This is a genomic window from Pseudomonas arvensis (assembly GCF_056688935.1).
Window position 1 is genome coordinate 4,748,823 of the sequence record NZ_CP162038.1, and the last position, 23,337, is coordinate 4,772,159.

The following is a 23,337-nucleotide window of genomic DNA, read 5'->3' on the forward strand; positions in this document are numbered from 1 at the left end:
AAATACCCAGAGGTTTTTTATCATGGTCATCGATTTCAGTCGTTTAAATAACACCCCGGCAACGTCAGGCACTACGCGTACCACCGGCACCAAGGAAAGCGTAGAAGCCAAGGCCCCGCCACTGCCCGCCAAGGCAGAACAGGCCAGCCAGAGCGGGGAATCCGTACACCTGAGCAATGAGGCTCAACAGTTGCAGAAGGTCACTGACTCGCTGCGCGATCAACCGGTGGTCAATAAGGCCCGTGTGGCCGAATTGAAACAGGCAATCGCCGATGGCAGCTATAAAGTCGACAGCAACCGTGTAGCCAGCAAGCTGCTTAATTTCGAAGCCGAGCGCTAGGCAAAGGCCTGCGCAGGGCTTTTGGACGCTTAAAACCCAAGGCCAGCCATGCATCACGACGAACATTTGCTGCAACTGATCATTGATGATCTAGCGCCGACGCAACAATTGCTGGAGCTGCTAAGAGAAGAGTCACTGGCCCTTTACGGCCGGGATATGCCGCTGCTGGAAGAAATTCTGGCGCGCAAGCAGTCGTTGATTGTCCTGCTGGAACAGCACGGCAAAAAACGCAGCCAGATCCTGATCAGCCTTGGCTTGCCGGCAGACCACGATGGCCTGGCGCAGTTGGCCAGCCACTCTTCGGTCGGCGATCAGTTACTGAGCCAGAGCAAAGAACTCAATCAAGTGCTCGCCCAGTGCCAGGAAGCCAACCTGCTTAACGGTCAATCGATCCAGCTTCAGCAAGCCACGACCGCCAACCAGTTGCGTATACTCCACGGCGGCGAGCCGCCGGCACTGTATAACGCCCAAGGTTCCACCTCGCGCCTGGTCAAGCCAAGCACCCGCAGCCAAGCCTGACGCCGGTTTACCGTGCGCCCTATCCAAGGCGCGCCACATGCTGGCAAAATGCCGGTTCTTGCGTGTAGTCGTATTTTGTCTGGAGATGGAAGAACCGTGTTCAACGCCCTTAATGCGGAAGATGCCCCGCAGCCACCGAAGGTCCTCACCACGCCTCTGGAAATCGCCGGCACCTTGCGGATGCTGCAAGACAGCCATGACCCGCTGATCATCACCTTCCACGAGCGCAGCCAGCGCTTCCAGAGCTATCTGGTGGACGTCAACCGCGACAGCAACACGCTGGCGCTGGACGAAATGATCCCCCGTGATGGCGAACGCTACCTCGAAAACGGTGAACCCTTTCGTATCGAAGGCTTCCACGACGGCGTGCGCGTCGCCTGGGAAAGCAGCGGCACCCTGACCATCAGCGAAAAAGATGGCCACCGTATCTACACCGGCAGCCTGCCGGACGAGGTGGTCTACCATCAGCGCCGCAACGCCTTCCGCGCCGCGCTGAAGCTGGCGCAATTGGTGAACATCGAACTCGGCGGCGAAAAACTCAAGGCGCCGGTCAACGGCAAATTGCTGGATATCTCCGCCACCGGCTGCAAACTGCGCTTTGAAGGCGACATCTCCGAGCGGTTGCAACTGGGCCAGGTCTACGACCGCTTTATCGCCGCCCTGCCGTTTGGCAGCATGACGACCTCGGTCGAACTGCGGTACCTGCACTTCGAAGACAAGATCAACACCACCTTCGCCGGTGTGCGCTTCCACAACATGAGCGGCCTGGTGCAGCGTCAGGTCGAGCGCTTTGTATACCAATTGCAACGTGAAGCGCGACGCTTCGACAAGGACGACGATTTTTAATCCTTGAAGATCGCGGCAAAAAAAACGGGCAGATCCTTTGGGGATCTGCCCGTTTTTGCTTTCAGGGGCGCGCCCTGCTCAAGTCGTGAGGATGCTCCTCCGGCCCCAGGGGTTCCGGGGGCCCAACAAAGGCGGGCTCGTCCACCGGCGGCTGCGGATCAACTTGCGGCTCGGGGTCGGGGACAGTCTGCATCTGCTCCTGTACCACTTGCTCATCGACGCGCGGGTCAAGCGCGGCCACCAGCGGCGAACTCGACATGCTGTCGGGCATCGCCACGTGATGCAGCGGTGCGTCTTCCACCTGATGCAGGTTGGTCACCGCCTTCGGCCGGATGCGCCATACCAGGATCAACGCGCACAGGCTGAAGAAGGCATACAGCATGTGACTGCCGAACATCTTCATGATCACACCGGCCAGCAACGGCCCGATACTCGCGCCGACGCCGTAAGTCACCAGCAGCATGGCGGTCAGCGACACCCGACGATCGCCTTCCACATGGTCATTGGAAAACGCCACCGCCAGCGGGTACAGGCAGAACTGCACCAGGGAACACAGGAATCCCGCGACGAACAGCACTTCCAGCGGCACCTGGGTCATGATCGCCAGCGGTAATGCCGCTACCGCCAGGCACAGGGCAAAGCAACGGATCAGCAGCGCACGGTCATAGCGATCCGACAACCAGCCCAACGGCCACTGCACCAACAGCCCGGCAAAAATGCAGCTACCCATGAACAGACCGACTTGCTCCGTCGTCAGCCCCTGCTGAGATGCATAAAGCGGCGCCAGGCCGTAGAACGAACCAACAATCAGCCCCGCGCCCAACACCGTACTCAGCGACTGCGGCACGCGCTTTATGAAGAAGCGCGGCTCCATCGGCGCCGGATGCAGGGGGGCCGGGTGAATGCGCCGAGTCATGGCCACCGGCACCAGGCACAGGGCAAAGCACAGCGCCACCAACATCAGCAGTTCAAGGCCGAGCTGGGGATGCATGACCAGGATCAGTTGACCCAGCACCAGCCCAAGGTAGGACGCGATCATATAGCCACTGAACACCACGCCCCGCTGCTTGGCATCCGCCTGCTCATTGAGCCAGCTCTCGATGACCATGTACTGGCACATCATGCCCAGGCCGACGATCATCCGCAGCACGATCCACGCCGGCAACCAGTCGACCAGGCCGTGCCCCAATACCGCGGCGCCGACGATTCCGGCGCAGGTGGCATAGGCACGGATGTGCCCGACACGGGCAATCAGGCGGTGCCCGATTTTGCCGCCCAGCACCAGGCCGAAGTAGTTGGCCGCCATCAGCGCACCGACCCACAGGCTGTCGACATGGTCGGCCGCCAGGCGTAAAGCCAGGTAAGTGCTGAGCAGGCCGGAGCCGATCAGCATCATCAAGGAGGCGAAATAAAGGGCTCGAAAAGATTTCCAGATCTGGCGCATCGGCGTTCCGAGCGGCTCCTTGCAGTGAGAGACAGGGCTATCGGCATGATAGTCCTGGGTGGCCGGTTCCGGACAGGCGGTACGAGCTGTTTCCGGGGATTATTTTGCTTGAACAGCTCAGACGACGCGGGGTGGCGTGAGAGGTACACCGTGGCGAAAAATACCCGGCAACACCTGCTGTGAACATTGATCGGCGGCAAGGTTCGATTGATGTTTGAAAAGACCGCACACGCACAAAAAAGCCCCGCACAGAATAAGCTGTGCGGGGCTCTGAATCTGGTGTCCCAGGGCCGGTTCGAACGGCCAACCTTCCCCTTAGGAGGGGGATGCTCTATCCAATTGAGCTACTGGGACTTATGACAGCCGTCGGGCCAGTGGCGTTGTGACGGACGGCGTGCATGTTAACGGCCGAGGTCGGTTTTGTCATGTCGTCCGTGGGCTTTTTGAGTGTAGGACGAGATGCGGCCGGATAGTTGCCGTTTCGCCCCATAAATACGGGCACTTCGCCCAATCGTGCAAAATGCACTCCCCCAAAATGCCGGCATTGCAAATTGCAACCTCCCGACGCTTAAATCAAGTCTCAAGTCATTGATTATATTGACTTAATAGATTGGCACGAGACCTGCAATACTTCTCCTGCAACACCCCTTTCAACTACGGCGTTAAGCGGAGAACATGACCATGAACAGTGCCCTTCTGTTAGTCCTTAACGCCGTTGCCCTGACGGCACTGGTGACATTTCACTTTCAGTCGACTGGCAGCAACGACCCGGCTCAGATCAGCCAAGCGGTACCACATCACCTGCAACAACGCCCGCAACTGGCAGTCATGACGCCGAATGCACAACCGCCCGTACGCTTGGCCCAAGCTACCCAGGCCGCCCCAGCCGCTGAACACTGGGTTTTCTGAGGAACCGCTCATGACCAAATTTGCCTGGCTGTTTGTGTGCATGACCACCGTGACTGGAATCTATGGTTTGGTGGCCGACTCCCAAGACGTTCAACTCACCTCACTGATCGCCAGCGGTGTGTGCGCAAGCCTTCTGCTGCTAAGCCTGGTTATGGGTCGCCGCATCAAATTCGACCCGGTTTTGCGCTGATCCCCTTCCCCTTCGCCCTACCTTATGTCGCCTCGCCCTAGTAAATCGGCAAATTGCCACTAGTCTTAACACAAGGGCAAAAGGCCACTTTGCTATACCATGTGCGGCCTCAAAACCCCGTTGCGGCCCGGCCTGCGGGATGATCGAGTATCTGTCGTCCTCGCAGAAAAGATTTCCAACCAGTCCGCAAAAATACAAATGAGTGCTGGCATAAAGCCTTTAGGCAGTTCAATATTTGTCACAGAATTGACGCCAAGGAACTGGCAAATCTGAGGCATGATGCGGCCTCTTTGCAATTCGGGTTGAACTTTGGTCGTGAGTCTTGTCTTAACTCTCATCGCTTGCGGCCAATTCCAAAAACCGCTCCCCTGAACTAACCGGTTAAATATATGCGCCCATTGAAACAGGCAATTTATTCCAGCCGTACGGCTGACAAGTTCGTCGTACGTCTGCCAGACGGAATGCGGGAACGCATTGCCGAGGTGGCTCGCAATCATCACCGCAGCATGAACTCCGAAATCATCGCGCGCCTGGAACAGAGCCTTATTCAGGAAGGTGCGCTGGGTGACGAGCTAAGCATGCGCCTGGACAGCCCTGAGCTGTCGCTGCACGAACGCGAACTGCTGCAGCGTTTTCGTCAGCTCTCCCACCGCCAGCAAAATGCCCTCGTCTCGCTTATCGCGCACGACGTCGAGGCGGCCGCAGAAGCCAATTGATCTGCAACTGAAAGCCGAAGCCAGCCATGTGCTGGCTTTTTTTTGCCTGGGATTTAGACAGGCTTCGACAGCGTTAGCACGTAGCAGCTGTCGAGCCTTTTCGAGGCGGCGTAGCGGACGCATTGACACCCCGCGACCAGCGGGGACGCCAACGCAGGGGAGACAGGTCAGAGCAGGAAAATCGTCGCCAAGCCCAGGAAGATGAAGAAGCCACCACTGTCAGTCATGGCCGTGATCATCACGCTGGCGCCCATGGCCGGGTCACGACCGAGGCGCGCCAGGGTCATGGGGATCAGCACCCCCATCAGCGCGGCCAGCAGCAGGTTGAGCGTCATGGCGGCGGTCATCACCACCCCGAGCGACCAGCTGCCATACAGCAAGTAGGCCACCACACCAATCACGCCGCCCCACACCAGGCCGTTGATCAGGCCCACAGCCAGTTCCTTGCGCAGCAGCCGAGAAGAGTTGGCAGTACTCACCTGATCCAGCGCCATGGCGCGCACGATCATGGTGATGGTCTGGTTGCCGGAGTTACCGCCAATACCCGCCACAATCGGCATCAGCGCCGCCAGCGCCACCAGTTTTTCGATGGAGCCTTCAAATAGCCCGATCACACGGGAAGCGATGAACGCCGTAATCAGGTTAACGGCCAGCCACGCCCAGCGGTTATGCAGCGAACGCCAGACCGACGCAAAAATATCTTCCTCTTCACGCAGACCCGCCATGTTGAGGACTTCGGTTTCACTCTCTTCACGAATCAGGTCGACGATTTCGTCAATGGTCAGACGGCCAATCAGCTTGCCGTTCTTGTCGACCACGGGCGCCGAGATCAAGTCGTAACGCTCGAAGGCCTGAGCCGCGTCGTAGGCGTCTTCATCCGGGTGAAAACTCACGGTATCGCTGGCCATCAGGTCAGCAACCCTTTTTTCCGGATCGTTGACCAGCAGCCGCTTGATCGGCAGCACGCCCTTGAGAATGCCTTCGTAATCGACCACGAACAGTTTGTCTGTGTGGCTAGGCAGCTCTTTCAGGCGGCGCAGGTAACGCAGAACCACTTCCAGGCTGACGTCTTCGCGAATGGTGACCATCTCGAAGTCCATCAGGGCGCCGACCTGATCCTCGTCATAGGACAACGCGGAGCGCACGCGCTCACGCTGCTGGCCATCAAGAGCCTCCATCAGCTCATGGACAACATCACGGGGCAGCTCAGGCGCGAGGTCAGCCAGCTCGTCGGCGTCCATCTCCTTGGCCGCAGCCAGGAGCTCGTGATCGTCCATGTCGGCGATCAGGGTTTCACGAACCGAATCGGACACTTCGAGCAGGATGTCGCCGTCGCGGTCAGCCTTGACCAACTGCCAGAGGGTCAGTCGATCATCGAGCGGCAACGCTTCGAGAATGTAGGCAACGTCGGCGGAGTGCAGGTCATCGAGTTTGCGTTGCAACTCGACGAGGTTTTGCCGGTGGACCAGGTTTTCAACGCGGTCGTGGTTCGGACCTTCCTGGCGATGGGTAAGGTCTTCGACCACGCGCTGGCGCTGCAGCAGCTCGATGACTTGAGCCAGGCGATCCTGCAGGCTGTCCTGTGTTTTCTTTACTTCTACTTCGGTCATAGGCGAACTCCACTCCCAGCAGCGGGGCACGCCGGAAGGATCAATCAGTCAATTCATGATTGGTAAAGCGGGGTACTGAGTAACTACTGGGTAAGTCCATGGAGGTATTCCACAAGCCCCGGCGGGGCTGACGGGCGCAATGATACACCGCCCGGCCGTCTTTAACGTCAAAAAACTGGAAAGAACAAGCGCTTGCGAGCCAAAGCTGAGTATTGGCTGCATATAAGAACTGCGACGCCACCGCCTGAACGGAAAACACATGAGGAAGGAGAAAAAGATAAAGTCCGACACAAACGCCAGACGGCAAAAAGCCCGCACTAGGCGGGCTTTTTGTTTGTATGGTGCACTCGACAGGATTCGAACCTGTGACCGCTCGGTTCGTAGCCGAGTACTCTATCCAGCTGAGCTACGAGTGCAGATTGTGTTTTTAGACCAGGTCACAACTGGTTGAAGCCAAGTTACCTGCATTGCTGCAGTTAACTCTTAAATGGTGCACTCGACAGGATTCGAACCTGTGACCGCTCGGTTCGTAGCCGAGTACTCTATCCAGCTGAGCTACGAGTGCATTTGTTGCCGCGCATTATAGGCCGTTCAATCTCTATGTAAAGCTATTTTTTCGTTAATTTTCAACAACTTACCGAAAAAACCAGATTGCAACGTACTAAGCAAATAATGGCGGAGAACGGGGGATTCGAACCCCCGACACCCTTTTGAGGTGTACTCCCTTAGCAGGGGAGCGCCTTCGGCCACTCGGCCAGCTCTCCGCAACACGGGGCGTATATTAACCACGTTCCTCCCCGTTTGCAAACATAAAAAACGATAAAAATTAAAGGCTTGGTTCTTCGTCCTTCTCTTTCTTGATCCGCAGGTAGATTTCCTCGCGGTGGACCGCTACCTCTTTCGGAGCATTAACCCCGATACGTACTTGATTGCCTTTGACGCCGAGCACGGTCACGGTGATTTCGCCATCACCGATAATCAGGCTTTCTGCGCACCGACGAGTCAGAATCAGCATACCTTTCTCCTCACGCATTTCATTTCAGGAACAACAGTCTGCAAAAAAAAGGCGTTCGACCTACGACCCGAGAGTCATAGCCCCAACGGCCTAAGTATTGTCGAGCGCACGCAAAAGACCATGCGCCCTACAAAAAAAGGAAAGGCGCGGTAGACCGCGCCTTCCTGGCATTACTTCATTCGCCCTGGCGGGCCGGAGCGTCCAGCTCGAACGCGGTATGCAGCGCACGTACAGCCAGTTCCAGGTACTTCTCTTCGATCACTACCGAGACTTTGATTTCCGAGGTAGAGATCATCTGGATGTTGATGCTTTCCTTGGCCAGAGCCCCAAACATGCGGCTGGCAACGCCGGCATGGGAACGCATGCCCACACCCACGATCGACACCTTGGCAATCTTGGTATCGCCGACCACTTCACGGGCGCCAATCTCGCTCGCGGTGTTCTCCAGGATTTTCAATGCCGCATCGTACTCGTTGCGGTGCACGGTGAAGGTGAAATCGGTGGTGTTATCGTGCGAGACGTTCTGCACGATCATGTCGACTTCAACATTCGCATCGCTGATCGGCCCCAGGATCTTGAAAGCCACGCCCGGGGTGTCTGGCACGCCACGGATCGTCAGCTTGGCTTCATCACGGTTGAAAGCGATACCGGAAATGATCGGCTGTTCCATGGATTCCTCTTCATCAATAGTAATGAGGGTGCCCGGACCCTCTTTGAAGCTGTGCAATACGCGCAGCGGAACGTTGTACTTGCCGGCGAATTCCACCGCACGGATCTGCAACACCTTGGAACCGAGGCTGGCCATTTCCAGCATCTCTTCGAAGGTGATCTTGTCCAGGCGCTGGGCCACGGACACGACACGCGGATCGGTAGTGTAGACGCCGTCCACATCGGTGTAGATCTGGCATTCATCAGCCTTGAGGGCCGCTGCCAGGGCCACGCCGGTGGTGTCCGAACCGCCACGCCCCAGGGTCGTGATGTTGCCGTGCTCATCCACACCCTGGAACCCAGCTACAACTACCACGCGGCCGGCTTTCAGGTCGGTGCGAATTTTCTGATCATCGATCTGCAGAATGCGCGCCTTGGTGTGCGCGCTGTCAGTGAGAATGCGCACCTGGCTGCCCGTGTAGGACACCGCTGGCACGCCACGCTTGTTCAGGGCCATGGCCAGCAAGGCGATGGTCACCTGCTCACCGGTCGACACGATCACGTCCAGCTCACGCGGCAGCGGTTGCTGGTCGCCACTGATTGCCTTGGCCAGCTCGATCAGGCGATTGGTCTCGCCGCTCATGGCCGATAGCACCACCACCAGGTCGTCACCGGCATCGCGGAATTTCTTAACCTTGTCGGCCACCTGCTCGATTCTTTCGACAGAGCCGACCGAGGTGCCTCCAAATTTCTGTACGATCAAAGCCATTTCCAAGCCGCCTCAGCCCGTAAAGGGGCGCCTAAATATCCAATCAACCAGCACCGAACAAGCCCGCGACTAGACCACGGGCCGGTTAACAATGCCTTAAATACCTGCCTCGACAAACGGCACGGTCAAGGCCAGGGCCGCGTCCAGGGCACCGGCGTCTACACCACCGCCTTGTGCCATGTCCGGACGACCACCGCCCTTCCCGCCCACTGCCGCAGCGGCTTGCTTCATCAAATCACCGGCCTTGAGTTGGCCAGTCAGGTCTTTGGTTACACCAGCAACCAGAACGACCTTATCCTCATGGACACTGCCGAGCAGGATCACTGCGCGGCCGAGCTTGTTCTTCAACTGATCGACCAGGGCCAACAGCGCCTTGCCGTCCTGGCCATCCAGGCGTGCCGCCAGGACTTTCACGTCCTTGACGTCCACCGCAGAAGCCGACAGATCGTCGCCCGCCGCACTGGCGGCCTTGGCCTGCAACTGCTCCAGCTGTTTTTCCAGCGCACGGTTGCGCTCCAGCACGGCGGACAGTTTGTCGATCAGGTTGTCGCGGCTGCCCTTGACCAGGCTGGCCGCTTCCTTGAGTTGCTCTTCGGCCGCATTGAGGTAGGCCAGGGCCGCAGCACCGGTCACCGCTTCAATACGACGTACGCCCGACGCCACACCGCCTTCGCTGATGATTTTCAGCAGGCCGATGTCGCCGGTGCGGTTGGCGTGGATACCGCCACACAGTTCCACCGAGAAGTCGCCGCCCATACTTAGTACACGCACGTTGTCGCCGTACTTCTCGCCGAACAGCGCCATGGCGCCTTTGGCCTTGGCGGTCTCGATGTCGGTTTCCTCGGTCTCAACCGGGGTGTTCTTGCGCACTTGTGCGTTGACGATGTCTTCCAGGGCCTTGATCTGCTCTGGCTTGATCGCTTCGAAGTGGCTGAAGTCGAAACGCAAGCGCTGGCTATCGACCAACGAACCCTTTTGCTGGACGTGCTCGCCCAGCACCTGGCGCAATGCAGCGTGCAACAGGTGAGTGGCCGAGTGGTTCAAGGCAGTTGCATGCCGTACGTCGGCATCAACCTGGGTATCAACCGGTGCGCCGACCGTCAGGTTGCCCAGCACCAATACGCCGTGGTGCAGGAACGCACCGCCGGTCTTGGTCGTGTCACGCACTTCGAAACGACCCGACGTCGAGCTCAGGAACCCACAGTCACCAATCTGGCCGCCCGACTCGGCGTAAAACGGCGTCTGGTCCAGGACCACAACCGCCTCGTCGCCTTCATTCAGAACGTCGACCGACTTGCCATCTTTATAGAGGGCAACGATCTTGGCCGAGCCAACAGTCGCCTTGTAGCCGGTGAATTCGGTCGGTACATCAACCTTGACCAGGGTGTTGTAGTCCAGGCCAAAGGAGCTGGCGGAACGAGCACGTACGCGCTGGGCTTCCATTTCACGTTCAAAGCCGGCTTCATCGATAGTCAGCTCGCGCTCACGGGCGATGTCGGCAGTCAGGTCCATCGGGAAGCCATAGGTGTCATAGAGCTTGAACACCACATCGCCCGGCACCACGGTGCCTTTGAGCTCAGCCAGGTCCTGCTCCAGAATCTTCAGGCCGTGTTCCAGGGTCTTGGAGAATTGCTCCTCTTCGGCCTTGAGCACGCGCTCGATATTGGCTTGCTGCTGCTTGAGTTCCGGGAAGGCTTCGCCCATCTCGGCCACCAGCGCGGCAACGATCTTGTAGAAGAAGCTGCCGGTGGCGCCCAGCTTGTTACCGTGGCGGCAGGCCCGACGGATGATGCGACGCAGCACATAGCCCCGGCCTTCATTGGACGGCAGCACGCCATCGGCAATCAGGAAGCCGCAGGAACGAATGTGGTCCGACACAACCTTGAGCGAAGACTGGCTCTCATTGGCGCAACCAATGGCTGCCGCCGAGGCACTCAGCAGGTTGGTGAACAGGTCGATTTCGTAGTTGGAGTGAACGTGCTGCATCACCGCACTGATCCGCTCCAGGCCCATGCCGGTGTCCACCGACGGCGCCGGCAGCGGATGCAACACGCCATCGGCGGTGCGGTTGAACTGCATGAACACGTTGTTCCAGATCTCGATGTAACGGTCGCCGTCTTCTTCCGGCGAGCCCGGCGGGCCGCCCCAGATGTCGGCGCCGTGATCGTAGAAAATCTCGGTGCAAGGGCCGCACGGGCCGGTATCGCCCATGGTCCAGAAGTTGTCGGAGGCGTACGGCGCGCCCTTGTTGTCGCCGATGCGGATCATGCGCTCGGCAGGCACGCCGATTTGCTGGGTCCAGATGTCATACGCTTCGTCGTCCGTCGCGTAGACGGTGACCCAGAGTTTTTCCTTGGGCAGCTTCAGCACGCCGGTGAGGAAGGTCCAGGCGAAGGTAATCGCGTCTTTCTTGAAATAGTCGCCGAAGCTGAAGTTGCCCAGCATTTCGAAGAACGTGTGGTGGCGTGCGGTGTAACCGACGTTTTCCAGGTCGCTGTTCTTGCCGCCGGCGCGTACGCACTTCTGGCTGCTGGTGGCGCGGGTGTAGGCGCGCTTTTCCTGGCCCAGGAAGCAGTCCTTGAACTGGTTCATCCCCGCGTTGGTGAACAGCAGGGTGGGGTCATTGCCAGGGATCAGAGAGCTGGAGGCGACACGGGTGTGACCTTGCTCTTCGAAGAAGCGAAGGAAGGCTTCACGGATTTCTGCGCTTTTCATTAGGTTCTTCCACGGAGGCTGCGGCCAAAGGCCAGTGCGCAACATCATCAGACGGAGCGACGGCAAAAGGCCGCATTATATCGGCCCTTTGCCAGTGGTACAGCGTGTTTATGCGATAGAGAGGCTCAATTAGACGGTCTGCACGGTCATTTGCGCGAAAATTCGACGAATGCCCCAAGCACCTGCTCGATCTGCGCCCGGCTGACGTCCAGATGCGTGACCATACGCAGGCGCGGCGCGGCGCTCAACTTGATCCCGCGCTCGGCGGCAAAGGCCTTCAAGGCCTGGGCCTGATCGCCGATCTGCACGTAGACCATGTTGGTCTGCACAGGCTCCACCTCATACCCTGCTTTGCGCAGTTCATCGCCCAGCCACTGGGCGTTGGCGTGGTCGTCGGCCAGGCGCTGCACCTGGTGATCCAGGGCGTACAGCCCCGCTGCTGCCAGGGAGCCGGCCTGGCGCATACCGCCGCCGACCATCTTGCGCAGCCGCCGGGCCTTGGCGATCAACGCCGTGGAGCCGCACAGCACCGAGCCGATGGGCGCACCGAGGCCCTTGGACAGGCACACCGACACCGAATCGAAATGTTGGGCGATCTCCCGCGCATCCACCCCAAGCTTGACCGCCGCGTTGTAGAGGCGCGCGCCATCCAGATGCAGGGCCAGGCCATGTTCACGGGTAAACGCCCGCGCCTTGACCAGGTATTCCAAGGGCAGCACTTTGCCCTGCATGGTGTTTTCCAGGGCCAGCAAGCGGGTGCGAGCGAAGTGGAAATCGTCCGGTTTGATTGCTTCCAGTACGTGGTGCAAATCCAGGGAACCATCCGCCTGCACTTCCAGCGGTTGCGGTTGGATCGAGCCCAACACCGCTGCGCCACCGCCTTCGTATTTGTAGGTGTGGGCCTGTTGACCAACGATGTATTCCTCGCCGCGTTCGCAATGGGCCATCAACGCCAGCAGGTTGCTCATGGTGCCGGTGGGCACGAACAACGCGGCCGCAAACCCCAGGCGCTTGGCCAGTTCGGCTTCCAGCAGATTGACGCTGGGGTCTTCGCCGTAGACGTCATCACCGCTGACGGCGGTGGCCATGGCGTCGAGCATGCCGGGGGTGGGTTGGGTCACGGTGTCGCTGCGCAGGTCAATCACAGTCATGAAACAGGCCTCTAACAGATTGGATACGTCCTTTTGTCAGTGATTACTGCGGGCAACGCCACGGAATATCAAGCCCCGTTTACATTCAATCGAATACCAACCAAACAAACCGATATAGGCTATCAATACGACGCTCGTGCAGTTTTTGAAAAAGCATGTTAAAAACTCTCCGCCGCCAGGGTTCTGGTGGCAACGTTCTCAGGGCGGGGTGCAATTCCCCACCGGCGGTAATTACACGCAATGTGTATAGCCCGCGAGCGCTTGGCGCCTCGAACTGCTCACGCGGGACGGCGACAAGGTCAGCAGACCCGGTGTGATTCCGGGGCCGACGGTCATAGTCCGGATGAAGAGAGAACGGGATTGGCACCTAAGGGCCGCGCGTCTGTTGACGCATGCGTACCCTTAAATCCCATTCGATTCATAACGCCCTGTTTTTTTCTTAAACAGGAGTCAGAACATGCAACCCACCGCTATCGACAGCAAAAGCAAAAACCACCACGGCGAGCGCGTCGCGTTTATCCAGGCCTGCTGGCACAAGGATATCGTCGATCAATCCCGTAAAGGCTTCCTCGCCGAAATGATCGCCCAGGGCTACCAGGAATCGGACATCGATTTCTTCGAAGTCGGCGGCGCCTTTGAAATGCCCTTGCACGCCAAGCTGCTGGCCAAGACCGGCCGCTACGCCGGTATCGTTGCCGCCGCGCTGGTGGTGGACGGTGGCATCTACCGTCACGAGTTCGTCGCCCAGTCCGTGGTCAGCGGCCTGATGCAGGTGCAGCTGGAAACTGAAGTGCCGGTGTTTTCGGTATCGCTGACGCCGCATCACTTCCATGCGGGCAGCGAGCATCATGCGTTCTTCCATGATCACTTTGTGCACAAGGGCCAGGAAGCTGCACGCACCTGCGCCGACACGCTGCACAAGGTGCGGGCGATCCGTCGTAGCGAACAGAAACTGGCGGTCTGATACACCGCTGAAAAAAAGCCCCGACACCTTCAGGCGCCGGGGCTTTTCGTTATCCGCGTGTATATCTACCGCATCATCGCCGCGCACTTCCCGTTAAGTAAGGCCTTCTCCTTACTGACTCGACAGGTCGTGCAACATGACTCAAACCCAAAGGGCTGATGGCATCTACGTCATCGATGCCAACACGCTCACCGACAACCCCCGCCACGAGCCCACCAACGAGCGCCCCAGCGGCCCGGGCTTTATCGAAGTCCATCGGCTTCTCGAAGACGAAAATGTGCGCATCGAGCGCAGAATTTTCAGGGAGGAAGCGGTAGACCAACTGTGCATCACCAGTTTCGATGGGCACGACACGGTCAATATCTTCGCTGCCGCTCCCGCAATCGACACCTCGTTGACGCTGACTGTGCAGCTCAACCAACCGCGCTACGAAATCACGCTGAACTGGAAAAGCCAGACGCTTTTACTGAGTACCCAGGGTGGCAACGACCGCATTCATATCGATGACAACGTGATCATTCCCGTGTTTGTCTTCAGCGGCGACGGCGATGATCGTGTCTTGAGCGCTGCAAAGAATGCCAGCCTGTATACGGGCCGTGGCGATGATTTCATCTCGGCCATCAACGGCTCATGCCATATCGAAGCGGGTGAAGGTGACGATGAGGTCCACGGTTACCAGGACATCCATATGACGGTGTACGGTGGCCCCGGTAATGACGACATCAGTGGTGGCCAAGGATCCAGCTTCATCGATGGCGGAGAAGGTGATGACCATATCGTTGGCGGCGCGGGTCACAACATTATCAGCGGTGCCGGCGGCGATGACCGCATCAAGGCGGGTCCGGGCAGTAATGTCATCTACACCGGCGACGGCCTTAACGATGTCACCCAACTCAAAGCCGATGATGTGACCTACTACAACTACAAGAGCACCCTGACAGTGGACTGCGCGCTGATGATGCACACGGACGTCCCCGCAGACTTGCCTCCAGGGGCACTGGCCTCGCACGCTATTCACCTGGAGCCTGAAGCACTGAGCCGCAGTGGGGTCAGCGTGCAGGGCAGCGCGTTGTTCATCGACCGGGTCAACGATGACCTGCGCCTGCTGCTGGGCTCACCGACCGGACAACGTCTGCTGGCAGAACTGGAGCGCGCGTCACTGGCCAGCGGGCAGCCCGTCACGATCCATGAATTCTACCCGCAGCCGAATGGCCTGTTCGTACCGGACCCAACGAGTGCTGCTGGGCCGTATATCAACAATGACCAGCGAGGGCGCCCGTCATACGGAGGAAAGATCTGGTACAACACCACGGACATCGTTCCGGGCACGCCCAGTGTCATCAACCTGTTCCATGAACTGTGCCACGCCTACAACCACGTAACCGGCTCGATCATGCCGGGTGAAAGCCCGGATGGCGTCGACGGTCGCAAGCCACGTCACCAAATACGAAACATCGAATTGCAAGCAGTCGGCTTGCCAACGACAGCACAGCCCTTCGACTTTGACGCAGACCCCACCACCCCAAGCACCAACACCAACCCGCATGCGTTCAGTGAAAACGGGCTACGCCAGGAGCTAGGGCTGCCCCCGCGCAAGCAGTACAGGCTCTAGGCCAGCCCCTGCTCGGTCGTCGGCACGATCAGGATGCCTGCGCGCAAACCATTCTTCACCTTCGGGTTAGGGAAGATGATGCGTGCGCCCTCCTCCTCGATCACCCAGCGGGTCTTGGCGACATCTTCGGCCAGCAGGTAACCCTTGGCCAACGGTGAGAAGTTCTCCACATCCGCCGGCAGGTGCATTAGGAACCCGTCACTGTGCTTGATGACTTCACGGGAGACGGCAAATAGTTGCAGGCCATCGAGGCTCTCGGTGGCCGGCTCAGTGCCTTCGATGATGTGCTTCAGGCGCGTTTCCAGGCGTGACACGTCAACCCCCTGGTTCTGCCCGAATGGCCGTGCCTTGCCCAGTTCCAGGGTGAAGGCCTCGGCGTCCAGCTGTTCGTAGGTAAACGCCGTGAAAGTGATCGACGTCTTGTTCTGCAGCAGCACCGCTTCCATGCCGGCAGCGTTCAGACGCGCCAGCTCATGACGCGAATGCTGGCGCCCGTCCTTCCAGGGGTACAGCGCGAACTGCTCGATCTTCGAACCACGGATGGCGGTGTGCAAATCGTAATGCAGGCGCGAACGGCCGGGCTGGCTGAAGAAGCTGCGGGCCAGTTGCTCAAGCTCGGCGGCGCGCATGGCTTCGGGGCCGATGTTTTTTTCATGTCGGCCGTTGAACAGCCGGTTGACGTCCAGTTCAAGGTAACGCTCACCGCGGCGCATGGCCTCGGGGTTACCGAACAGGAACAGAATGCGGGTACGGGGTTTGATCTCCCCACGGGCAATACCATGCAACAGGCGGTCGAGCAGTTCGATCGGCGCGGTTTCGTTGCCATGGATGCCGGACGACAGCAGCAGGTCGCTGCCGTTGTCCCGTGCTTCAGGAGGACGCACTTCAAGCGCGCCCTCGCTGAGCCAGCGCATCTGCACGCCGTCGACAGTCGATTGAATTTTTTGCGCCGGTTCACGACCGGCGAGGGTCAGTTCAAGCAATTTGCCGAGGGCGAGCATACGCAGCTTCCTTAGTGGTTGCAGCCTGGGCCGTGGACGTGATCGTCGTCATCACCTTCAACGTCGGCCGGTTCCATTTCCAGTTGCAGGCTCATCAGGTTGGTGGCCAATGGGCGCATCAGCAGGTTGGCGTATTCGGCGTCGCCTTCTTCAACGTCCACACCGATCAGCAGTTGGCCACGGCCGTCGTGCTGGATCCAGATTTCCTTGCCCTGCCAGACCACGGCGACGCGGGTGCAGGAGGTTTCCAGCTGGGTGCCGTCGGTGTCTTCAAGGATCAGCTTCAGGGTGTCGGTCATAAATAAAATATCTCAGCCACGTGGCGTTAATTGATCTGGAAAGGATAAACCGAGCCCAGTTTAAGGATTTGCGTCAGTTCATCCAGTGCCGTCCGGCACTCAAGCAGCAACTGCGGGTCAGCCAGGTCGGTTTCGCGCAGGCTGTCACGGTAGTGCTTGCCCACCCATTGGGTCAGGGTTTCGTACAACGGCGCGGTCATGATAACCCCTGGGTTCACGGCCGCCAGCTCGGTTTCGTTCAACGCCACGCGCAAGCGCAGGCACGCCGGCCCACCGCCGTTCTGCATGCTTTGCTTGAGGTCGAAGACCTTCACTTCGCGGATCAGCCCACCGGCGGCAGTCAGGCCTTGCAGGTACTGCCACACACGCTCGTTGGCACGGCATTCTTCCGGCACGATCAGCAGCATCGAGCCGTCAGGACGGGTAAGCAACTGGCTGTTGAACAGGTAGGAACGCACCGCATCCTCGACGCTGACCTGGGCGCGTGGCACGCACACCGACTGGAAGTTGCCCCCCAGTTTGCCTAGCTTTCCTTGCAGTTCGGCGAGCATCTGTTCGGTATTGAGGAACGCGTCCTCGTGATAGAACAGCACTTCGCCATTGCCGACCGCGATCACGTCATTGTGGAACACACCGGCGTCAATCACTGCCGGGTTCTGCTGGGCGTAGACCACGCCTTCATCCTTCAGGCCATGCAGGCGCGCAACGGCCTGGGAGGCTTCGAGGGTCTGGCGTGCCGGGTATTTCTGCGGGGCCGGGTAACGGGGATCGAACGCGCTGCGGCCGAACACAAAAAACTCCACGCCGGCCTCGCCATACTCACGGCAAAAACGTGTGTGGTTGGCCGCGCCTTCGTCACCGAACTGCGCCACGGCCGGCAACGCGGCGTGGTGGGCAAAGTGCTTGCTGTCAGCAAACATCGCCCCCAACACGCGGCTGGTGGTCGGGTGTTCGATGCTGCGATGGTATTTGCAGTTGAGGTTGGCGGCGGTGAAGTGCACGCGGCCATCTGCCGTGTCGGCGCTTGGGCTGACGGTGGCGGCGTTGGCCACCCACATGCTCGATGCCGAGCAGCTTGCCACCAGCAACGGCATGGCCTGCTTGGCGGCCTGCTGGATCACCTGCGCATCGGTGCCGCTGAAACCCAAGCTGCGCAAAGCGGCCACGTCTGGACGCTCCTGGGGCGCCAGCACACCTTGCACAAAGCCCATGTCCATCAGGGCTTTCATTTTTTGAAGGCCCTGCAACGCCGCTTCCTTGGGGTTGGAATGCTGCTGGCTGTTGCTCTGGGACGCGACGTTGCCGAAGGACAAACCGCCGTAGTTATGGGTCGGCCCCACTAGACCGTCAAAATTGACTTCATAGGATTTCATCGGCGAGGCTCCACGAACATCTGTTTTTATAGGCATCAGAATTCTTCAACACACCACAAATCCAGTGTGGGAGGAGGCTTGCCTCCGATAGCTGACTGTCAGTTGATAAATCAGGTGACTGATCCACCGCTATCGGGGGCAAGCCCATCCCACATTTAGATCAGTGTAATGCCGGGGGTTAGCGTGGCGGGGACTACCAAGCTTGGGGTCTCCAGCGACGCCACCGGGTACGCGCAATAATCTGCCGCGTAATACGCACTGGCGCGATGGTTGCCCGAGGCCCCTACCCCACCAAACGGCGCGGTGCTGGCGGCGCCGGTCAGTTGTTTGTTCCAGTTGACGATCCCGGCGCGGCTTTCCAGCCAGAACTGCTGGTAACGCGCTTCGGAGTCCGACAGCAAACCCGCGGCCAGGCCGTACTGGGTGTTGTTGGCTTCGGCAATCGCCGCGGCAAAATCTGCGTAGCGGATCACCTGCAACAGCGGGCCGAACAGTTCCTCGTCTTCGCGCTCGGTCACGCCGGTCACGTCGATGATGCCTGGCGTCAGCAAGGCGGCCTGAGCCTGTGGCTGGGTCATTTCCAGCAGTGCGACAGCGCCATTCGCCAGCATCAGTTCCTGGGCCTCCATCAGGGCTTTCGCCGCACCGAGGGAAATCACCGAGCCCATGAACGGCGGCGGTTGCTGGTCGAACGCACCCACTTCGATCGTCGCGCTCACCGCCACCAGGCGCGCCAGCAGCGCATCGCCCCAGGCGCCTTCCGGCACCAGCAGGCGCCGGGCACAGGTGCAACGTTGGCCGGCAGAGATAAACGCCGACTGGATAATGGTGTAGACCGCCGCATCCACATCGGCCACTTCGTCCACCACCAGCGGGTTGTTGCCGCCCATTTCCAGGGCCAGGATCTTGTCCGGGCGCCCGGAGAACTGCTGGTGCAGGTGATTGCCGGTACGGCTCGAACCGGTAAAGAACAAACCGTCGATGCCTGGGTTGGCTGCCAACGCGATGCCGGTTTCCCGTGCGCCTTGCAGCAGGTTCAACACACCCGCCGGCAGGCCGGCGTCGATCCAGCACTGCACGGTCAGCTCGGCAACTTTGGGCGTCAGCTCGCTCGGCTTGAACAACACGGTGTTACCCGCCAGCAATGCAGGGACGATATGCCCGTTGGGCAGGTGGCCAGGGAAGTTGTAAGGGCCAAACACCGCCACCACGCCGTGGGGTTTGTGGCGCAATACGGCAGTGGCGTCGCCCAGGGGGCCGCTCTTTTCGCCGGTACGCTCGCGGTAGCTTTGCACCGAGATTGCAATCTTGTTGGCCATGCTGGTGACTTCAGTGGCCGATTCCCACAGCGGCTTTCCGGTTTCCTCACCGATGCAGCGGGCAATTTCATCGGCGCGGCTTTTCAGTGTATTGGCGAAGGCTTCCAACACGCTGATGCGCTCTTCCAGCGAACGTTTGGCCCAATCCGGGAACGCCTGGCGCGCAGCCTGCACCGCGGACTCGACCTGCTCGGCGGTGGCGCCATTACCAGCCCACAACACGCCTTGAGTCACCGGGTTGCGCGATTCAAACAGCTCACCCTGGCCAGCCAGCCAGCTACCTGCGATATACAGCGAATTCATTACTTCGACTCCCGAGCAGCAGACAACGGAACAGCACGCACTTGATCACCCACCACCAGTTGCAGGCGTTTGGCGGTCTGTGGATCGACCACCAGGGTGCCTGCCGCCAGGCGTGCCGGTGCGGCGGTGATGCGGCAGTCCTCGCGCTTGCGGTTATGGATCAGGAACGGCGTAGCGTCGTCCCCCGGCGTGCCGATGGCCAACACCAGTGACTGGCTGTCGCGCACCGCACGGATCTTGCTGGTTTCACATTCCACTGCCGGGCCGGCGTCGAAAATATCCACATAGCCCTGGTAGCTGAAGCCTTCGCTCTTGAGCATGCTCAGCGCCGGTTCGGTGTCCGGGTGAACCTTGCCAATCACGTTGCGCGCGTCTTCGGAGAGGAAGCAGCTGTACAACGGAAACTTGGGCATCAACTCAGCGATAAATGCCTTGTTGCCCACGCCGGTGAGGTAGTCGGCCTGGCTGAATTCCATCTTGAAGAAGTGCCGGCCCAGGCTTTCCCAAAACGGCGAACGCCCGGCATCGTTGGATACGCCACGCATTTCGGCGATGATCTTGTTGCCGAACAGTTGCGGGAATTCCGCGATAAACAGCAGGCGCGCCTTGGCCAGCATGCGGCCGTTGAGGCCGGTGCGGTAATCGGCATGCAAAAACAACGAGCACAGCTCGGAATTGCCGGTGAGGTCGTTGGCCAGGAACAGCGTCGGAATCTCGCGATAGATATTCAGCTCCTGGGAGGCGCTGACGGTCAGGCCGACCCGGAAGTTGTACCAGGGCTCACGCAGGCCAACGGCGCCAGCAATGGCAGAAATCCCCACCACGCGGCCTTCGTCGTTTTCCAGCACGAACAGGTAGTCGGCATCGCCACGCCCGGCGTCGCCGCGAAAGGTTTTTTCCGCCCAGCCCACGCGATGGGTCAGGCGCTCTTCGTTGGCCGGCAAGGTGGTGAGGCCGGTGCCAGTGCTGCGCGCCAGATCAATCAGGGCCGGTAAATCGCTGCTGCGTACGGGACGAACGATCATGCTATCTCCTCGAACGGGCCGCTGTTGTCAGCCACCCGCGAAACTCTCTTTTTAAACCGCTACCAGGCGCACACTCGCGCCTTCGCCAACGCCCAGGGCTTCGGCGGTTGCCAGGTCCAGGGTCACCGGTTTGCCGGGCGCGTAGTCCAGTTCCAGCATCACCGCGCGGTAATCCTGCAACTGCGCGTTGCTCACCAGGTATTGGCGGCCGACACCCTTGACCATCTCGCCGATCTTCACCGGCACCACGCGGCTCTGGGCAATCGAGCGAATGCCTGAAACCCGTGCGTGCAGCGTCGGGCCACCGTCGAAGATGTCGATGTAATGGTCGGTCTCGAAGCCTTCGCGCATCAGGATGTCGAAGGTGATCTGCGCACGCGGGTGTACCTGGCCCATCGCCTCCTGCGCTTCGTCCGGCAACAGCGGCACGTAGATCGGGTAATGGGGCATCAGCTCGGCGAGGAAGGTGCGGCTTTTGAGCCCGCACAGGCGCTCGGCGGCGGCGTAGTTGAGGTCGAAGAAGTTGCGACCGATAGCGTCCCAGAACGGCGAATCACCGTTCTCGTCGCTGTAGCCGACAATCTCGGTCACCACCGAGTCGGCAAAGCGCTCGGGATGGCTGGCGACGAACAGCAGGCGGCCACGGGAATTGAGTTCCGACCACGGCGAACCGACCAGCTCGGGCACCACGTAGAAACTGGTGAGCAGACTGTTGCCGGTGAGGTCGTGGCACTGGGAAAGCACGTGGATCTTGTTGTGGATCTTCAGCTCGCGGGAAGCGTGCACGAAGGTCTCGTTACGAAAACTGTAGAAAGGCTCCGAGTAACCGGCCGAGGCGACGATGGCCGAGCAACCGGCGAGCTTGCCGGTCTCGGTGTCTTCAAGCACGAAGAAATAGCTTTCTTCACCGTTGAAACTGACCTCGGCCGCGAAGGACGCTTCGCTGGCGGCGATCTTGTCGCTGAGGCGTTCGACATCATCCGGCAAGGAGGTAACACCAATCGGGCTGTCTGCGGCCAGACGCTGTACCTCGCCCAGATCAGCCATTTGCGCGGGGCGCATCACCAGCATGGTGTCACTCCTTTAACTCGAAAAACTCATAGAAAAAAATACCGGACAGCTCCTGATTCAACACAGGGCCAAAATGTGGGAGGGGGCTTGCCCCCGATAGCAGTCTGTCACTTGATAAATCTGGTGACTGATCCACCGCATCGGGGGCAAGCCCCCTCTCACATGACACAGTCCGGCAATAAATGTGTATCAGGCTTGCGTCAGCGTTTTTACAGCCCGCTCAAAACGAACCAGACCTTCAGTGATATCTGCCTCTTCCACCACCAGACTCGGCGCAAAACGCACCACGTCCGGGCCGGCTTGCAGAATCATCAGGTTTTCTTTCTCGGCCGCGTTGAACACGTCCTTGGCTTTGCCTTTGAAGGCATCGCTGAGCACGCAACCGATCAACAGGCCCATGCCACGTACTTCGGTGAAGATGCCGTACTGCTTGCCGATCAGTTCCAGGCGCGCCTTGAACTGATCGTGCCTGGCGTTCACGCCAGCCAGCACTTCAGGGGTGTTGATCACGTCGATCACTGCTTCGGCCACCGCGCACGCCAGCGGGTTGCCGCCGTAGGTGGTGCCGTGGGTGCCGACTACCAAGTGCTTGGCCAGCGCTTCAGTGGTGAGCATCGCCGCGATGGGGAAACCACCGCCCAGGCTCTTGGCGCTGGTGAGGATGTCTGGCACTACGCCGTAATGCTGGTAGGCGAACAGGTGGCCGCTGCGGCCCATGCCGGTTTGCACTTCGTCGAACACCAGCAGCGCGTCATGGGCGTCGCACAGTTCGCGGGCGCCTTGCAGGTAAGCCAGCTCAGCTGGCAGTACGCCGCCCTCGCCCTGGATCGGCTCCAGCACCACAGCGCAGGTCTTGTCCGACACAGCGGCTTTCAGCGCGGCCAGGTCGTTGTAAGGAACGTGGGTGATGCCGGTGATTTTAGGGCCGAAGCCATCAGAATACTTGGACTGGCCACCCACGTTGACGGTGAACAGGGTACGGCCGTGGAAGCTGTTGAGCGCGGCGATGATTTCGTACTTCTCACTGCCGAAACGGTCGAACGCCACACGACGGGCCAGCTTGAAGGCGGCCTCGTTGGCTTCGGCGCCGGAGTTGCAGAAGAACACACGCTCGGCAAACGTGGCGTCGATCAACTTATGGGCCAGGCGCAGGGCCGGCTCGTTGGTGAAGACGTTGGAGACGTGCCACAGCTTGTTGGCCTGTGCGGTCAGTGCACCGACCAACGCCGGGTGGGCATGGCCCAGCACGTTGACTGCGATGCCGCCGGCAAAGTCGATCAGCTCGCGACCCGCCTGGTCCCACACGCGCGAACCTTCGCCACGCACAGGGATGAATGCGGCAGGTGCGTAGTTAGGCACCATGACCTGATCGAAATCGGCACGTTGCACCGGGGCTTGCTCAACGGACATCGGAGTCTCCTGAAGAGGAACGCCTGCCTGGAACTGGCGGGCGATGCAGGGATTGTAAGGACAGTTTTCAGCGCGGCCTTGCCGCCAA

At 59.6% G+C, this 23,337-nt stretch carries 21 protein-coding genes, 4 tRNA genes and 1 riboswitch; of the genes, 8 read left to right on the plus strand and 17 right to left on the minus strand.

All coding sequences use genetic code 11. From position 1 onward, the window contains the following. Nucleotides 1-22 precede the first annotated feature (22 nt). The 3 genes from flgM to AB3G88_RS21455 all read left to right on the plus strand — a co-directional run bounded on the left by flgM (nucleotide 23) and on the right by AB3G88_RS21455 (nucleotide 1,705). A complete protein-coding gene (gene flgM / locus AB3G88_RS21445; RefSeq protein WP_099587193.1) occupies nucleotides 23-340 on the plus strand; it encodes a flagellar biosynthesis anti-sigma factor FlgM in 318 nt (105 codons plus the stop codon). Nucleotides 341-388: 48 nt separating this feature from the next. Further along, on the plus strand, nucleotides 389-859 hold the full coding sequence (locus tag AB3G88_RS21450; protein WP_112196512.1) for a flagella synthesis protein FlgN: 471 nt from the start codon (nucleotides 389-391) through the stop codon (nucleotides 857-859). Nucleotides 860-955: 96 nt separating this feature from the next. Continuing rightward, entirely contained in the window at nucleotides 956-1,705 is a 750-nt protein-coding gene (locus AB3G88_RS21455; protein ID WP_191948361.1) for a flagellar regulator YcgR PilZN domain-containing protein, read from the plus strand. Nucleotides 1,706-1,766: 61 nt separating this feature from the next. Here the strand turns inward: AB3G88_RS21455 and AB3G88_RS21460 are convergent, their stop codons facing one another. After that, on the minus strand, nucleotides 1,767-3,149 hold the full coding sequence (locus tag AB3G88_RS21460) for an MFS transporter (RefSeq protein WP_112196513.1): 1,383 nt from the start codon (nucleotides 3,147-3,149) through the stop codon (nucleotides 1,767-1,769). Between the two features lie 277 nt (nucleotides 3,150-3,426). Beyond that, nucleotides 3,427-3,503: transfer RNA gene (locus AB3G88_RS21465), tRNA-Arg, on the minus strand. A 327-nt stretch (nucleotides 3,504-3,830) separates the two neighbouring features. Between AB3G88_RS21465 and AB3G88_RS21470 the strand changes: the two genes are divergently transcribed. The 3 genes from AB3G88_RS21470 (at nucleotide 3,831) to AB3G88_RS21480 (ending at nucleotide 4,964) form a co-directional block, all read left to right on the plus strand. Continuing rightward, nucleotides 3,831-4,058 carry a hypothetical protein gene (locus AB3G88_RS21470; protein ID WP_099587217.1) on the plus strand — a complete coding sequence of 76 codons (228 nt, stop codon included), beginning with the start codon at nucleotides 3,831-3,833 and terminating at the stop codon, nucleotides 4,056-4,058. A 10-nt stretch (nucleotides 4,059-4,068) separates the two neighbouring features. Next, nucleotides 4,069-4,248, plus strand: a complete 180-nt coding sequence (locus tag AB3G88_RS21475) for a PA3371 family protein (protein ID WP_099587197.1) — start codon at nucleotides 4,069-4,071, stop codon at nucleotides 4,246-4,248. 389 nt (nucleotides 4,249-4,637) lie between these two features. Then, on the plus strand, nucleotides 4,638-4,964 hold the full coding sequence (locus AB3G88_RS21480; RefSeq protein ID WP_003175643.1) for an Arc family DNA-binding protein: 327 nt from the start codon (nucleotides 4,638-4,640) through the stop codon (nucleotides 4,962-4,964). Between the two features lie 167 nt (nucleotides 4,965-5,131). Here the strand turns inward: AB3G88_RS21480 and mgtE are convergent, their stop codons facing one another. From mgtE to ltaE, 8 genes are all read right to left on the minus strand, one after another. Next, on the minus strand, nucleotides 5,132-6,574 hold the full coding sequence (mgtE, locus tag AB3G88_RS21485) for a magnesium transporter (protein WP_099587199.1): 1,443 nt from the start codon (nucleotides 6,572-6,574) through the stop codon (nucleotides 5,132-5,134). 339 nt (nucleotides 6,575-6,913) lie between these two features. Next, a tRNA-Arg gene (locus tag AB3G88_RS21490) sits at nucleotides 6,914-6,990 on the minus strand. A 72-nt stretch (nucleotides 6,991-7,062) separates the two neighbouring features. Next, nucleotides 7,063-7,139, minus strand: a tRNA-Arg gene (locus tag AB3G88_RS21495). A 108-nt stretch (nucleotides 7,140-7,247) separates the two neighbouring features. Further along, nucleotides 7,248-7,338: transfer RNA gene (locus AB3G88_RS21500), tRNA-Ser, on the minus strand. Between the two features lie 62 nt (nucleotides 7,339-7,400). Beyond that, the gene (gene csrA, locus AB3G88_RS21505) at nucleotides 7,401-7,589 is read right to left on the minus strand and encodes a carbon storage regulator CsrA (protein ID WP_003175645.1); all 189 of its coding nucleotides are present in this window, start codon (nucleotides 7,587-7,589) and stop codon (nucleotides 7,401-7,403) included. A 175-nt stretch (nucleotides 7,590-7,764) separates the two neighbouring features. Further along, nucleotides 7,765-9,006 carry an aspartate kinase gene (locus AB3G88_RS21510; protein ID WP_090400445.1) on the minus strand — a complete coding sequence of 414 codons (1,242 nt, stop codon included), beginning with the start codon at nucleotides 9,004-9,006 and terminating at the stop codon, nucleotides 7,765-7,767. A 96-nt stretch (nucleotides 9,007-9,102) separates the two neighbouring features. After that, nucleotides 9,103-11,721, minus strand: a complete 2,619-nt coding sequence (gene alaS, locus AB3G88_RS21515) for an alanine--tRNA ligase (RefSeq protein ID WP_099587200.1) — start codon at nucleotides 11,719-11,721, stop codon at nucleotides 9,103-9,105. A 146-nt stretch (nucleotides 11,722-11,867) separates the two neighbouring features. After that, nucleotides 11,868-12,872: a low-specificity L-threonine aldolase gene (ltaE, locus tag AB3G88_RS21520; protein ID WP_112196516.1), complete on the minus strand. Its 1,005-nt coding sequence runs from the start codon at nucleotides 12,870-12,872 to the stop codon at nucleotides 11,868-11,870. Between the two features lie 190 nt (nucleotides 12,873-13,062). Continuing rightward, nucleotides 13,063-13,232, plus strand: a riboswitch (FMN riboswitch). 97 nt (nucleotides 13,233-13,329) lie between these two features. Between ltaE and AB3G88_RS21525 the strand changes: the two genes are divergently transcribed. Both AB3G88_RS21525 and AB3G88_RS21530 read left to right on the plus strand, forming a co-directional pair. Then, complete coding sequence (locus AB3G88_RS21525; protein WP_112196517.1) at nucleotides 13,330-13,836, plus strand: 6,7-dimethyl-8-ribityllumazine synthase; 507 nt, start codon at nucleotides 13,330-13,332, stop codon at nucleotides 13,834-13,836. A 136-nt stretch (nucleotides 13,837-13,972) separates the two neighbouring features. Continuing rightward, nucleotides 13,973-15,448, plus strand: a complete 1,476-nt coding sequence (locus AB3G88_RS21530; protein WP_099587203.1) for a M91 family zinc metallopeptidase — start codon at nucleotides 13,973-13,975, stop codon at nucleotides 15,446-15,448. On the opposite strand, the gene astE is transcribed toward AB3G88_RS21530, so the two are convergent. The 7 genes from astE to AB3G88_RS21565 form a co-directional block, all read right to left on the minus strand. After that, a complete protein-coding gene (gene astE, locus AB3G88_RS21535; RefSeq protein WP_112196519.1) occupies nucleotides 15,445-16,449 on the minus strand; it encodes a succinylglutamate desuccinylase in 1,005 nt (334 codons plus the stop codon). The two genes, AB3G88_RS21530 and astE, sit on opposite strands and share 4 nt — an antisense overlap. Nucleotides 16,450-16,460: 11 nt before the next feature. Continuing rightward, nucleotides 16,461-16,748: a hypothetical protein gene (locus AB3G88_RS21540; protein ID WP_003175651.1), complete on the minus strand. Its 288-nt coding sequence runs from the start codon at nucleotides 16,746-16,748 to the stop codon at nucleotides 16,461-16,463. Between the two features lie 26 nt (nucleotides 16,749-16,774). Then, nucleotides 16,775-18,121 carry an N-succinylarginine dihydrolase gene (gene astB, locus AB3G88_RS21545; RefSeq protein WP_158877908.1) on the minus strand — a complete coding sequence of 449 codons (1,347 nt, stop codon included), beginning with the start codon at nucleotides 18,119-18,121 and terminating at the stop codon, nucleotides 16,775-16,777. Nucleotides 18,122-18,276: 155 nt separating this feature from the next. Further along, complete coding sequence (gene astD / locus AB3G88_RS21550) at nucleotides 18,277-19,743, minus strand: succinylglutamate-semialdehyde dehydrogenase (RefSeq protein ID WP_112196521.1); 1,467 nt, start codon at nucleotides 19,741-19,743, stop codon at nucleotides 18,277-18,279. Next, a complete protein-coding gene (gene astA / locus AB3G88_RS21555) occupies nucleotides 19,743-20,768 on the minus strand; it encodes an arginine N-succinyltransferase (RefSeq protein WP_060757323.1) in 1,026 nt (341 codons plus the stop codon). The genes astD and astA overlap by 1 nt, the downstream gene beginning before the upstream one ends. Before the next feature lie 51 nt (nucleotides 20,769-20,819). After that, a complete protein-coding gene (gene aruF, locus AB3G88_RS21560) occupies nucleotides 20,820-21,839 on the minus strand; it encodes an arginine/ornithine succinyltransferase subunit alpha (protein ID WP_032886753.1) in 1,020 nt (339 codons plus the stop codon). Between the two features lie 189 nt (nucleotides 21,840-22,028). Next, nucleotides 22,029-23,249: an aspartate aminotransferase family protein gene (locus AB3G88_RS21565; protein ID WP_480451583.1), complete on the minus strand. Its 1,221-nt coding sequence runs from the start codon at nucleotides 23,247-23,249 to the stop codon at nucleotides 22,029-22,031. Nucleotides 23,250-23,337: the final 88 nt, after the last annotated feature.